Here is a 12,761-nt window from a genome sequence, read left to right as displayed (position 1 = left end):
GGAAGGTCTGGTTCGTCCCCTCATATGTGTTCGACTGCTGGACCCGCGTATAGAGCTTGTAGCCGTAGAGGCCGACGGTCGTCGCCAGCACCACGCCGGCGGCGATCGGCCCGGACCAGTCGGCACCGGCGGTGCCGGCGGTGGCCTCTTCCGCACTCGTCGCCAGCAGACCGCCGGTTCCTTCCGTCGTCGCCTCCGTCGCGGCCCCGGTCGCGGCGCCGTCGTCGCCGAACATTTTCGGCCCGTATTTCTTGATGAGCGGATAGGCGCCCGCAGCCGCAGCGACGGTGTATGACCCGCCCGCGAAATACTGGCCATGGGTGAATTCATAAGCGGCGATGCCGCTCAGAAGCACCGCCGCGCCGCCCTCGAACAGGTCCGGCGAATAGTCGAACAACGTGCCCTTACCCAGCACCGGCCGCGTCAGCTTGTCGAGCAGCCCGCCGGTCGAGAAGCTGTTCGAGAACAGGCGCGAATTCTCGCCCACCAGCATGTTCTGGGCGAAGCTGGATCCCGCGAGATAGCCGTTGTTGGCACCGCCCAATAGAATGTAGCCGCCGAACACCCTGTTGAGGATCACGGGCACCGGATCCTGGCCCTTGACGAACGGCGTCTTCAGCAGGTCCCACGCGCCGACCAGGTAAAGGGCCGAGCCCACCCCGGTCATGGCCGTGCCTTTCAACGTGATCGGCGACAGGCCGCCACGCGGCGTCAAGGTCGGGACATCCCCCTCGCTCAGTTGCGAGGAGAGAGACTGCACGAGATCGCTGACCGAACCATTGGCTCCTGGGTTCTTCAGCGCGTCCGCGATGATCTGCGACGGGTTGCTGGTCCCGAACAGCTCGACCTGGTCGGCGGCAGACAGCTGGCCGATGTCAGACTGAAGCACGCGCAGCTTGTTGGCGTCCGTCACCGGCTTCGTGACACCGGCGATCTCGGCGATGATGCCGCGGGCGATGCGCGAGGACCAGAGCAGGTTCGGCGGCGCCGACTGGTTCTTGAACATCGGATCCTGCTGGCCTATCCGGGCCAGGGTCGCCTGCTTGATCGCCGATTGCGCCGACTGGCTGACCGAAATCGAGCCTTCAGTCGATTTATCGGTCTGCAGCGAGGTGGCGGCCTTGTCGAGAGTCCCGAAGCTGCTGAGCTTCTGGATCTCCGGCGAGGCGCCCTTGAGATCGAGCAGCGTATTGACGACGTTGGCGGCGCTCTGGTCGGCGGCCTTCTGGTTCGCAATCACCTGGTTCTTCAGAGCAGGCGTATTGTCGATCAGCTTCTGCAACGCCGCCGCCGTCTTGTCGGTGCCCAGCAACGGTGCCCAGCGGGCGGCCATCTGCTGGACCGGCTCGGTCGTCGAATCCGACGCGCCGAAGTTGCTCTTCTTGACCGAGGGCGGCGTCAGGAAAGTCTTGAGCGCGGCGTCGTTATTCTTCTGCAACTGGGCGAGGCCGGCCGAAATCGCCGTCAGGATGTTCGACGCCCGGCCTTCCGGCGTCGCGCTCTGCAGGAAGGTGGTGCCGTCCGATTTCGGGGCGCTGCTCGCCGCGCCCGTCGGGGCGAGATGCTGGGCGAGCGCCAGCGACAGGACCGCACCATCGCCATTTGCCACCGACTGGGTGATGGCGCCGCTCAGCGGCGGGCCGTCCGATTGTCCGGGCAAGGGGGTCAGGAACGTGAGATCCGACTTGGGCCGATCCAGAATGTCTGATGCGACCTGCTGCGCGGCGGCACCGGGGTTGGGCCCTCGGCTGGCAAGTTCGACCGAGGCCGCGACGTCGCCGTAGACCTGATTGTATTCCTGTACCGACGAGATCGACCACAGCCCTTCTGGATAGGTCGCCGGAATACCGTTCTGCTGATCCTGCCGCTGCTCCTGCAAGTAGGAATCGATGGTCGGCGGCAGGTTCTCATAGGAGGTGGATTTCCCCAATTCCTTGGCCATGGCGTCGATCGTCGGCTTCGCCGCGGTGAAGATCATCTGGGCCACTTCAGGCGGGGCACCCGTCAGGGTCTGGCGCAGTTGGGCCGCACCGGCCATGGAGCCGCCGGACTTGTAGGCGGCCGCGATCTTGGCTGCGGCCGGCTTCACCACGAGATTGCTGAAAGCCGCCTGGATGGCGCCTTGGCAATCGGCCGAAGAGGGCGCCAGCTCGGCCAGCGACTGCGCCTTGGTATAGATCGAGGCCGGCGTGCTGCCGGTGCCGCCCATCAGCTTTTGCGAGATCGCCGTGACGTTCTTCCAGTCACCGGCGCTGATCGCCTTGCTCAAGGCGGGCGGGAAACTGGCGTCGAGGCTCTGCTGGACGCCGGAACTCGCTTGGTCGACGACGTCGCCGAGGGTGGGTTGACTGCCGATGGCAGCATCCGGCTTGGCGAGCAATTTGATGCTGTCCGCCTGCCCGGCGATCAGGTCGGGCTGGTTGGCATGACCGGCCAGGCTCTTCGTCAGCATGGTGTTGATGGCGGTACTGAGATTTGTCTGCGCCGTCGTTACGTCATCATGCTGCTCCTGCCGGAGCTCCCGATTGCGGGCAGCATTCTGGCTGGCCGCCTCTTCGGCTTCGAGCATTTGATTGTAGAGGTCGAGCAGATGCTGCTTGTCGGACGAGGCAAGAGGGATCGCCTTGATCAAAGGCGCGGTCGCGGTGTTTCCAGAAGAAGACGCAGCATTATTCAGCGCCGAATTGAAACTCACCGTAGAAACGGGAGGCGAAACCTGAGTCTGAGTTTGAACGGGCGAGCCATCTGCCATGGTTACGCGCATTTTCATTCCATCCGGATGAGTTTATTTCTGGATGATCGCGACCGACATCCAAGCAATGCCGTATATAAACCAGCCTCAATCCTGATTAAATTTAATAAAATTTATTACAGAAAAGTTATTGTGCAATACCGTGGCGCGAGTGCCTGCGGCGCCTCGCGGCTTGTTCGAACGTAATTCGTCTATTTGCGCGGAACGCTCACGCCCTTCGGTCGGTTCGCTCGAACCCGTCCACCCGCTCAGCTCGGAACAACTCGTCAGGCGATACGAGCTGATCCTGGGCCGCGACCAGCTGGATCTCGCGTTCGCCCTGCGCGTGGGTTTTCTTGAGCACCGCATAGATCGCCGAAGCGGCGGCGGAAAGGGTGGCCGCGGGATCGCCGCCGGTCTTGAGCCAATGGGCCAGGAACAGGGCCGCCACCGCGTCGCCGGCGCCGTTGACCGAGATCGGCAGCAGAGGCGTCGTCACGCGCCAGGCGCCTTCCGCCGTCGAAACCAGCAGTTCGATGTGATCCGGGGGCGCATCCGGTCGGACCAGGCTGGTCAGCAGAACCACCTTGGGCCCGAGCGCGCGGGCCGCGGCCGCGGCATCGAGCGCGTCGGGCAGGTCCTTGATGGTTCGCCCGGTGAGGAATTCCAGCTCGAACTGGTTGGGCGTGATGATGTCGGCCAGCGGGACCGCCCGGTCGCGGAAGAATTCCGGCAGACCGGGCCGCACGTAGAAGCCGCCGTCGGTATCGCCCATCACCGGATCGCACAGCCAGAGCGCGCCGGGATTGGCCGCCCGGACGCGCGCCACCGTATCGAGCACGACGGCCCCCAGGGCCGGATCGCCCGTGTAGCCGGTCAGGACCGCCCGGCACCGGTCGAGCGCACCGCGCGCCGCCATGCCCTCGATCAGTTCGGCGATCTGCGCGGGCTCGAACACGGTCCCGCGCCATTCGCCGTAGCCGGTGTGGTTGGAGAATTGGACCGTATTTACGCCCCAGGCCTCGAACCCCAGCCGCTGCAACGGAAACAGCGCCGCCGCATTGCCGACATGGCCATAGCTGACCCAGGACTGGATCGACAGGATGCCGTCCAAATGATGCTCCTTTCGCACCGCAACACTCGCGCTCGATGGTAGCCGCCTGTATCCTGGGCGGGAAGCCACCAAGAAGAATCTCGTGGGAGAGGACCTTATGCCGACCGAATCGCGCCCCCGCCGCAGCATGCTCTATATGCCGGGCTCCAACCCGCGCGCATTGGAAAAGGCCCGCGGCCTCGCGGCCGACGCGCTGATCTTCGACCTGGAGGACGCGGTTTCGCCCGATGCGAAAGAGGTCGCGCGCGCCATCATCGCCGACGCGGTCGCGGCCGGCGGCTATGGCAAGCGCGAGTTGATCCTGCGCACCAACGGGCTCGACACCGCCTGGGGCCATGGCGACCTCGCGGCAGCGGCGAAGATGGCGATCCATGGCGTGTTGCTGCCGAAGGTCGAGAGTGCGGCCACCGTGCGCCAGGCGGCGGCCATTCTGGACAAGGCCGGTGCGCCGGCCGGGCTTGCCATCTGGTGCATGATGGAGACGCCGATGGGCATGCTACATGCCGAAGAGATCGCGGCCAGCCATCCGCGCCTCGCGGGATTCGTCATGGGCACGTCCGACCTGGCGAACGACCTGCACGCCCGCCATACCCGCGACCGGCTGCCGATGTTAACCGGCCTCAGCCTATGCCTGCTGGCGGCGCGCGCCTACGGCTTGGCGATGCTCGACGGCGTCTATCTCGACCTCAACGACGACGAGGGCTTCGCCCATTCCTGCCGCCAGGGCGCGGAGCTGGGCTTCGACGGCAAGACCCTGATCCACCCGAAGACCATCGCCGCCGCCAACGAGGCCTTCGCGCCGTCCGCCGTCGAGATCGAGCAGGCTCGCAAGCAGATCGCCGGATTCGAGGCGGCCGAGGCCGAAGGCAAGGGCGTCGTCCTGGTCGACGGCAAGCTGGTCGAGAACCTGCATGTCGCCAATGCCAAGCGCCTCCTGGCCCTGGTCGCGCGCATCGAAGAACTGGGTGCCGGGGCGTGAGCGCGCTCAAGACGCATCCCGGGAATTATTTCGAAGATTTCTCGGTCGGCCAGGTCATCGAGCATGCGACGCCGCGCACGATCACGGCCGGCGATACGGCGCTCTACCTGGCCTTGACCGGCTCGCGCTTCGTGCCGGGATGTGCCGAGCCGTTCGCCCACAGCCTGGGATTCCCTGAGACGCCGGTCGATGATTGGCTGGTCTTCCACATGGTGTTCGGCAAGACGGTGCCGGACATCTCGCTCAATGCCGTCGCCAACCTGGGTTATGCCGCCGGCCGCTTCCTGGCGCCGGTCTATCGCGGCGACACCTTGTCGGCGGTGTCCGAAGTGATCGGGTTGAAGGAAAATTCGAACGGCGAGACCGGCACGGTCCATGTCCGATCGATCGGCCAGAACCAGCTGGGCGAGACGGTGCTCGACTATGTCCGCTGGGTCATGGTCCGCAAGCGCAACAAGGCGAGCCCTGCGCCCATCCTGAACGTGCCGACCCTGCCCGACGCCGTGCCGGTCGAAGCGCTGGCGGTGCCGGACGGGCTGGTGCTGGAAGCCTATGACGATGCCCGCGCGGGATCGCCCTGGCGTTGGGGCGACTATGCGGTCGGCGAGAAGATCGATCATGTCGACGGCGTGACGGTCGAGGAGGCGGAACATCAGCTCGCGACCCGGCTCTACCAGAACACGGCGAAGGTCCATTTCAACCAGTATGAGCAAGGCCAGGGCCGCTTCGGCCGGCGGCTGATCTATGGCGGCCACGTCATCAGCCTGGCCCGCGCCCTGAGCTTCAACGGCCTGGGCAACGCGTTCAAGATCGCCGGATTGAATGGCGGCCGCCACGTGGCGCCCTGCTTCGCCGGCGACACGGTCTATGCCTGGTCGGAGGTGCTGGCCGCCGAAGCGATGCCCGGCCGCGTGGACCTGGGCGCGCTACGGCTGCGGACCTATGCGGTCAAGAACCGGAGTGCCGCCGACTTTCCGGGACGGATCGACGACGGATACGATCCCGCCGTCATCTTGGAGCTGGACTATTGGGTGCTGATGCCACGGTGAGGGGCGGTAATGGCTAAGCCTTCACCGCCGTCATCAGGTAGTTCACGCTCGTATCGGACCCGAGGCTCCATTTGTCGGCGACCGGGTTGTAGCTGACGCCGCTCAGGTCGTGCAGCACCAGGCCCGCACGGCGCAGGCCGCCGGCGACTTCGCTGGGTTTCAGGAATTTCGACCAGGTGTGGGTGCCGCGCGGCAGCCAGCCCAGCAGGTATTCGGCGCCGACGATGGCGAGGCCGAAGGCCTTGGCCGTGCGGTTGAGCGTCGCCACCACGACGGCACCGCCGGGCTTCACCAACTGGCCGATCGACACCAGGAACGCCGCGGGATCGGCGACATGCTCGATCACTTCCAGCGCCAGCACGACATCGAAGCGTTCGCCGGCGGCGACCAGATCCTCGGCGGCGGCGAAGCGATAGTCGATCGCGAGCTCCTGCTTGGCGGCGTGGGCCGAGGCGACACCGATGTTGCGCTCGGTCGCATCCACGCCGGTCACGGCGAACCCCATCCGCGCCATCGGCTCGGCGACCAGGCCGCCGCCGCAGCCGATGTCGATCAGGCGCAGGCCGGCGAACGGCTGCCGCCCGGCGACGTCGCGAGCGAAATGGGCGGCCAGCTGGTCGCGGACATAGGCGAGCCGGGTCGGGTTGAACTTGTGCAGCGGCCGGAACTTGCCGTTCGGATCCCACCAGGCCTCGGCGATGGCGGCGAAACGGGCGACCTCTTCGGGATCGATGCTGGAGGCTGTATTGGGGCTCACGGGCTCGGCTCTGCGTTTCAGGTGTTGCGGGTCTGCCTTACGGCGGCGCGGGCTTGCTTCGGACGACGGGCACCGAGTATGAATACGCGCCATCCGGCGGGCAACCGGAGGCGAGCGGCAATTTTCCCCGGTGCGCGGTCATACCGCGCCCGACGCAGGTAAGATAGAGCATGGCGCGCCTCGTGCAGAAGTTCGGCGGGACATCGGTGGCCGATGTCGACCGTATCAAGATCGTCGCCCAACGGGTCAAGCGTGAAGTGGATGCCGGTCACGAGTTGATCGTGGTCGTGTCCGCGATGTCCGGCACGACCAACCAGCTGGTGGCCTGGACCAACCAGACCTCCGAAATGGCCGACCCGGCCGAGTACGACGTCGTCGTCTCGTCGGGCGAACAGGTGACCGCGGGACTGCTCGCGATCGCGCTCCAGGCGATCGGCGTGCCCGCCCGGTCCTGGATGGGCTGGCAGCTTCCCTTGAAGACCGACGGCGCGCACGCCAAGGCGCGCATCCAGGGCATCGACCTCGAACAGATCAAGGCCCGGGCCGCCCAGGGTGAAGTCGCCGTCGTCGCCGGCTTCCAGGGAGCGACCGAGGACAGGCGGATCAGCACGCTGGGCCGTGGCGGATCCGATACGTCCGCGGTGGCGCTGGCCGCCGCGTTCGATGCGGAACGCTGCGACATCTTCACGGACGTGGATGGCGTCTATACGACCGATCCGCGGATCGTGGCGCGTGCGCGCAAACTCGATAAAATCACCTACGAAGAGATGCTGGAAATGGCGTCTCAAGGTGCGAAGGTATTGCAGACCCGGTCGGTCGAAATGGCCATGAACCACCGGGTGCGGGTGCAGGTGCTGTCGAGCTTCGTCGACAGGCCGGGTACCATGGTCGTGGACGAGGACGAGATCTTGGAAAAGCAGGTCGTCAGCGGAATCGCTTACAGCCGGGATGAGGCGAAGATCACGGTCGCCAACGTATCCGATCGCCCCGGCGTCGCCGCCGCCATTTTCGGTCCCCTGGCCGATGCCGGCATCAACGTCGACATGATCGTGCAGAACGTGTCGCGCGACGGCCAGGCCACCGACATGACCTTCACGGTCGGCAAGGCGGACATCACCCGCGCCGTCAAGGTGCTCGAAGCCAACCGGGATCATGTCCGCTACGAGCGGATCGTTTCATCCGCCGACGTGGTGAAGATCTCGGTCATCGGCGTCGGCATGCGCAGCCACGCGGGTGTCGCCCAGAAGATGTTCCAGACCCTGGCCGACAAGGGCATCAACATCCAGGTCATCTCGACGTCGGAGATCAAGGTGGCCGTGCTGGTCGCCGAGGAATATCTGGAGCTGGCCCTGCGCGCCCTGCATTCCGCCTACGGGCTGGACGCGGTCGACGCGGCCTGACCCAGACCGCATGAGTTCCGCGATCGCCCCCGCTTCCCCGGTTCCGGACGCCGCACCGGCACGTGCGGGGCTCGATCGGCTGTGGCGGCGCGGCCGCGCGTTCCTCGGCACGGAGCTCGCCGTGATGGGCGGTGCCATGACCTGGGTCAGCGAGCGGCATCTGGTCGCCGCCATCTCGAACGGCGGCGGCTTCGGCGTGCTTGCCTCCGGCTCGATGAACCCGGACCAGCTGGCGGCCGAGATCCTGGGCACCAAGGGCCTGACCGCGAAGCCGTTCGGCGTCAACCTCATCACCATGCATCCCCAGCTGGCCGAGTTGATCCAGGTCTGCGCCGCCCATCGGATCGGCCATGTCGTGCTGGCCGGCGGCCTGCCGCCGGCGACGGCGATCCAGCAGATCAAGGCGGCGGGCGCCAAGGTCATCTGCTTCGCGCCGGCCCTGGTGCTGGCCAAGAAGCTGGTGCGCATGGGCGTCGACGCGCTGGTGATCGAGGGCATGGAGGCGGGCGGCCATATCGGCCCGGTCGCGACCTCGGTCCTGACCCAGGAAATCCTGCCGCACATCGCCGATGTTCCAATCTTCATCGCCGGCGGCATCGGTCGCGGCGAGGCGATCCTCGCCTGCCTGGAGATGGGGGCGGCCGGCGTCCAGCTCGGCACCCGCTTCGTCTGCGCCACGGAATCGATCGCGCATGCGCGCTTCAAGCAGGCCTTCATCCGGGCCGCCGCGCGCGATGCTGTGCCCTCGGTCCAGCTCGACCCGCGCTTCCCGGTCATTCCGGTGCGCGCGCTGGCCAACGAGGGTTCGCGGCGTTTCGTCGAGGTCCAGCGCGACATCATCGACCGGTTCAATCGCGGCGAAATCGCCCAGAAGGACGCCCAGCTCGAGATCGAGCATTTCTGGGCCGGCGCGCTGCGCCGCGCAGTGATCGAGGGCGACGTCGAGCATGGCTCGGTCATGGCCGGCCAGAGCGTCGGCATGGTGACGCGCGAGCAGCCGACCGCCGAAATCCTGACCGAGCTGGTCGACCAGGCGCTGGCGGCCATGACCGCGCGCGGTCTCGCCGGCCGGCCGGTGCAGTGGGGCGAGGCGGGCTCCTGATGGAGGGGCGCGTCGGCGTCACCGGCGCCCGACGCCTGCTCGGCAGGCTGCGCGATGTCATGGCCGGCACCGGCACGGCGCAGGAACGGCTCGATAACATCGTCCAGCTGATCGCCGCCGACATGGAGGCCGAGGTCTGTTCGGCCTACATCATGCGCGCCGGCGACATCCTGGAACTGTGTGCGACAGAGGGCCTTTTTCCGGAATCGGTCCATCGTACCCGGCTGCGCGTCGGCGAGGGCCTGGTCGGCGTGATCGCCGCCACCGCCCGGCCTCTGGCCTTGAGCGACGCTCAGGCCCATCCGGCCTTCGCCTACCGTCCGGAAACCGGTGAAGAGGTCTATCATTCGCTGATGGGCGTGCCGATCCTGCGCTCCGGCCGGGTCTCGGGCGTGCTGGTCGTGCAGAATCGCTCGCAGCGGCACTATACCGACGAAGAGATCGAGGCGCTGCAGACCGTCGCCATGGTGCTGGCCGAGCTGGTCGCGGCCGGCGCGCTGGTCGATGTCGAGGAGCAGCATGCGACCGACGGCATTGCCACCCTGCCCCATCGCCTGGACGGCGTCCGGCTCAATCCCGGCCTCGCCATCGGAACGGCCGTGCTGCATCAGCCGGCGATCGTCATCCGGCAGCTGGTTGCGGAAGACCCGGAGGCCGAGAGCCTGCGGCTCGATCATGCGATCGGCGAGATGCAGCGCTCGATCGACCGCATGCTGTCATCGAGCGAGCTGGCCCATGGCGGCGAGCATCGCGACATCCTCGAGACCTACCGCATGTTCGCCGAGGATCGCGGCTGGCTGGGCCGCATCCGCGAGGCGGTGCAGAGCGGCCTGACCGCCGAAGCGGCGGTCCAGAAGGTGCGCGACGACACGCGCGCCCGCATGAAGCAGATCAGCGATCCCTACATCCGCGAGCGGCTGACCGACCTCGAGGATCTGGCGAACCGGCTGCAGCATCACCTGTCGGGCGGCGCCACGACCGCGGCGGTCGAAACCGAAGCCGAGGACGTGGTGCTGGTCGCGCGCAGCATGGGTCCGGCCGAACTGATGGACTACGACCGCAAGCGCCTGCGCGCGCTGGTGCTGGAGGAAGGCTCGCCGACCGCCCATGTCGCCGTCGTGGCGCGGGCACTCGACATTCCCGTGGTCGGGCGCGTCAAGGGCGCCATCGGGCAGATCGACGCCGGCGACCAGGTGGTGGTCGACGGCGACAATGCCCAGGTGCTGGTGCGGCCGAGCGAGGACGTGCAGGCGGCGGTCGAGAACCGCCTGGCCGAACGCCGATCGCGCAAGGCGGCATACCAGGCGCTGCGCGAACTGCCGGCGGTGACGCTCGACGGGGTCGCGATCGGCCTGTTCATGAATGCCGGCCTGCTGATCGACCTGCCGGAGCTGGAGGCGACGCGCGCCGACGGCATCGGGCTCTATCGGACCGAGCTGCCGTTCATGACGCGGCAGGATTTCCCCAATGTCGCCGACCAGACCGAGCTCTATGTCCGCGTCCTCGACCAGGCCCAGGACCGGCCGGTCGTGTTCCGCACGCTCGACATCGGCGGCGACAAGGTGCTGCCCTACCTCCCGGAGACGGTCGAGGAAAACCCGGCGATGGGCTGGCGTGCGATCCGCATCTCGCTCGACCATCCGGGGATGCTGCGCCAGCAGCTGCGTGCACTGTTGCTGGCGGCAAACGGGCGGCCGCTGTCGATCATGTTCCCGATGGTGGCCGAGGTCGCCGAATTCGTCGCCGCCCGCCGAATTCTCGACATGGAGGTGCAACGGGTCGGCGAGCGCGGCCTGCCGCTGCCGTCGAGCCTCAAGGTCGGCGCCATGCTGGAAGTGCCGGCGCTGATCTGGCAGCTCGACGCCCTGTGCCGCGAGGTCGACTTCATCTCGGTCGGCTCGAACGACCTGATGCAGTTCCTGTTCGCCAAGGACCGCGGCAATGCGCGCCTGGCCGAGCGCTACGACGTGCTGGCACCGGCCGCCCTCACCTGCCTGGGTGAAATCGTGCGTGTCGCCGATGGCTGCGGCGTCAGCCTGTCCCTGTGCGGCGAGATGGCCGGCAGCCCGCTCGAAGCGATGGCGCTGATCGGCCTCGGCTTTCGCAACCTGTCCATGTCGCCGTCGGCCATCGGACCGGTCAAGGCCATGATCCGCACCTTGGACGTCGGACCCTTGCGCCGATACCTGGCGGACGCCACGCGCCACACCAACCACAGCCTGCGCGAGAAGTTGCGCGAGTTTGCCCGGGACCACGGCGTCTCAATCTGAAAATGCGTCACATCCGGCGCTGGGCGCTCGCCGTGGGAACTGCTAAAACACGGATCAGGTCAGGGAAATCCATCCCTCGGTTGTGCCGGTCTCTTGCATTCGACGGATTGTAGCGTATGTCGATGTTTCAGCGTAAAGCCCGCGACGGTGAAGACGAGCAACCGTTCGAGGTCGATCCATCGGCACCGCATCCGGGCAGCGTCGGATATCTGCTGCGTTCGACACGTGAAGGACTGGGCTGGGATCTGCGCGACGTGGCGTCGGCGCTGCGCATTCGGGCTGAATATCTGGAAGCGCTGGAGCGCAATACGGTCGAAGGCCTGCCGGGCGTCGCCTATGCCATGGGGTTCCTGCGCGCCTACGCCGAGTATCTGGGGCTGGATGGCAACGAGGTCGTCAACCGCTTCAAGACCGAGAAGAAGACGCTGGCCGCCCGACCGGAACTCAGCTTTCCGGTCCCGCTGACCGACCGCGGCATTCCAGGCAGCGGCTTCTTCCTGATCGCCGCCCTGTTGATCGCGCTGGCCTACGGCACCTGGTACTACATGTCGTCGGGCGAGCATCCGGCGCCACCCGCGGTCGAGCCGGTGCCGGCGCGCCTGCTCGATCCGACGCCGCAGGCAACAGCACCTTCAGCCGACCAGACTGCGGCGAAACCGGCGAGCGATGCGCCGGCGACCGCGAGTACCGTCACCAGTCCCGCTCCGGCGGCGCCGACCGCTCCGTTCGCGCCCGCGACCACAAGCTCGCCTGCCGTGAGCCCCGCCTCGCCGCCGTCGATCGGTGCGCCGCAACTCACCGCCGCGGCACCGCCGGCCAGACCTGCGACCGCCCCACCCAATACCGACGGCGTGCTGCCCGCCGTGCCGCCCGAAAGCGCGGCCGGCGCCGATCCCAAGGCGCCCAAGACCTACGGTTCGGTCGCGAGCCCCGGCCGCATCCTGGTGAAGGCCACGGGCTTTGCCTGGGTCCAGGTCTATGACGGCAAGGAAGCGATCCTGACCCGGACGCTGCGCCCGGGCGATACGTACTACGCGCCCGACAAACCGGGCCTGATCATGCGCACCGGCAATGCCGGCGGCCTCGCTTTCATCGTCGACGGCAAGGAATTGCCGGCGCTCGGCCCCGCCGGGATGGTCAAGAAACGCATCCCGCTCGACCCGCAGCGGCTGATTTCGGGCGATCTGGGCGAGGAGGTTTCGCCCGGGCCGGCGCCGGCGAAACCAGTCGTCCGCGCCCCGCCGGCAGCGGGTCCGGCGGCCGCGACACCCGAATGATGCCCATCGCTTAAGCGCGCGGCAGCAATGCACCGGCGGCCTGATCGGGCCGCCGGGCTTTTGCAACAACGGCAAACGCGCT

General features: G+C 67.1%; 10 protein-coding genes and 1 pseudogene. 8 read left to right on the top strand and 3 right to left on the bottom strand.

Annotated features, from left to right (window positions below):
* A partial coding sequence (locus VGV37_RS05765; protein WP_326878675.1) for a hypothetical protein occupies positions 1-2,452 on the bottom strand: 2,452 nt, incomplete at its 3' end.
* Between VGV37_RS05765 and VGV37_RS05760 the strand changes: the two genes are divergently transcribed.
* Positions 2,426-2,938, top strand: a complete 513-nt coding sequence (locus VGV37_RS05760) for a hypothetical protein (RefSeq protein ID WP_326878674.1) — start codon at positions 2,426-2,428, stop codon at positions 2,936-2,938. The two genes, VGV37_RS05765 and VGV37_RS05760, sit on opposite strands and share 27 nt — an antisense overlap.
* A 22-nt stretch (positions 2,939-2,960) precedes the next feature.
* Here the strand turns inward: VGV37_RS05760 and pdxY are convergent, their stop codons facing one another.
* A complete protein-coding gene (pdxY, locus tag VGV37_RS05755; protein ID WP_326878673.1) occupies positions 2,961-3,845 on the bottom strand; it encodes a pyridoxal kinase PdxY in 885 nt (294 codons plus the stop codon).
* Positions 3,846-3,942: 97 nt separating this feature from the next.
* On the opposite strand from pdxY, the gene VGV37_RS05750 reads away from it, so the two are divergent.
* A complete protein-coding gene (locus VGV37_RS05750; RefSeq protein WP_326878672.1) occupies positions 3,943-4,824 on the top strand; it encodes a CoA ester lyase in 882 nt (293 codons plus the stop codon).
* Positions 4,821-5,873: a MaoC family dehydratase gene (locus VGV37_RS05745; RefSeq protein ID WP_326878671.1), complete on the top strand. Its 1,053-nt coding sequence runs from the start codon at positions 4,821-4,823 to the stop codon at positions 5,871-5,873. The genes VGV37_RS05750 and VGV37_RS05745 overlap by 4 nt, the downstream gene beginning before the upstream one ends.
* 13 nt (positions 5,874-5,886) lie before the next feature.
* Here the strand turns inward: VGV37_RS05745 and ubiG are convergent, their stop codons facing one another.
* Positions 5,887-6,630: a bifunctional 2-polyprenyl-6-hydroxyphenol methylase/3-demethylubiquinol 3-O-methyltransferase UbiG gene (ubiG, locus tag VGV37_RS05740; protein WP_326878670.1), complete on the bottom strand. Its 744-nt coding sequence runs from the start codon at positions 6,628-6,630 to the stop codon at positions 5,887-5,889.
* A 170-nt stretch (positions 6,631-6,800) separates the two neighbouring features.
* Between ubiG and VGV37_RS05735 the strand changes: the two genes are divergently transcribed.
* The 5 genes and pseudogenes from VGV37_RS05735 to VGV37_RS30315 all read left to right on the top strand — a co-directional run bounded on the left by VGV37_RS05735 (position 6,801) and on the right by VGV37_RS30315 (position 12,679).
* Positions 6,801-8,030, top strand: coding sequence for an aspartate kinase (locus tag VGV37_RS05735; RefSeq protein WP_326878669.1), 1,230 nt, complete (start codon positions 6,801-6,803; stop codon positions 8,028-8,030).
* A gap of 10 nt (positions 8,031-8,040) precedes the next feature.
* Entirely contained in the window at positions 8,041-9,132 is a 1,092-nt protein-coding gene (locus VGV37_RS05730; RefSeq protein WP_326878668.1) for a nitronate monooxygenase, read from the top strand.
* Entirely contained in the window at positions 9,132-11,402 is a 2,271-nt protein-coding gene (gene ptsP / locus VGV37_RS05725; protein ID WP_326878667.1) for a phosphoenolpyruvate--protein phosphotransferase, read from the top strand. Before VGV37_RS05730 ends, ptsP begins: the two co-directional genes overlap by 1 nt.
* Positions 11,403-11,518: 116 nt before the next feature.
* Positions 11,519-11,788: pseudogene (locus VGV37_RS30320) on the top strand (helix-turn-helix domain-containing protein); the annotation flags it as partial.
* A gap of 159 nt (positions 11,789-11,947) precedes the next feature.
* Positions 11,948-12,679, top strand: coding sequence for a DUF4115 domain-containing protein (locus VGV37_RS30315; protein WP_414637930.1), 732 nt, complete (start codon positions 11,948-11,950; stop codon positions 12,677-12,679).
* Positions 12,680-12,761: the final 82 nt, after the last annotated feature.

It is taken from the genome of Aliidongia sp., from assembly GCF_035943795.1.
Lineage (GTDB): Bacteria > Pseudomonadota > Alphaproteobacteria > ATCC43930 > CGMCC-115725 > Aliidongia.
This window is presented reverse-complemented; position numbering and strand designations above follow the sequence as displayed.

Excerpts from the sequence above, each read along its gene's own strand:
- VGV37_RS05760 (WP_326878674.1), top strand. The coding sequence starts at position 2,426 with ATGACCGGCCAGGCTCTTCGTCAGCATGGTGTTGATGGCGGTACTGAG.
- VGV37_RS05750 (WP_326878672.1), top strand. The coding sequence starts at position 3,943 with ATGCCGACCGAATCGCGCCCCCGCCGCAGCATGCTCTATATGCCGGGC.
- VGV37_RS05735 (WP_326878669.1), top strand. The coding sequence starts at position 6,801 with ATGGCGCGCCTCGTGCAGAAGTTCGGCGGGACATCGGTGGCCGATGTC.
- VGV37_RS05730 (WP_326878668.1), top strand. The coding sequence starts at position 8,041 with ATGAGTTCCGCGATCGCCCCCGCTTCCCCGGTTCCGGACGCCGCACCG.
- ptsP (WP_326878667.1), top strand. The coding sequence starts at position 9,132 with ATGGAGGGGCGCGTCGGCGTCACCGGCGCCCGACGCCTGCTCGGCAGG.
- VGV37_RS30315 (WP_414637930.1), top strand. The coding sequence starts at position 11,948 with ATGTCGTCGGGCGAGCATCCGGCGCCACCCGCGGTCGAGCCGGTGCCG.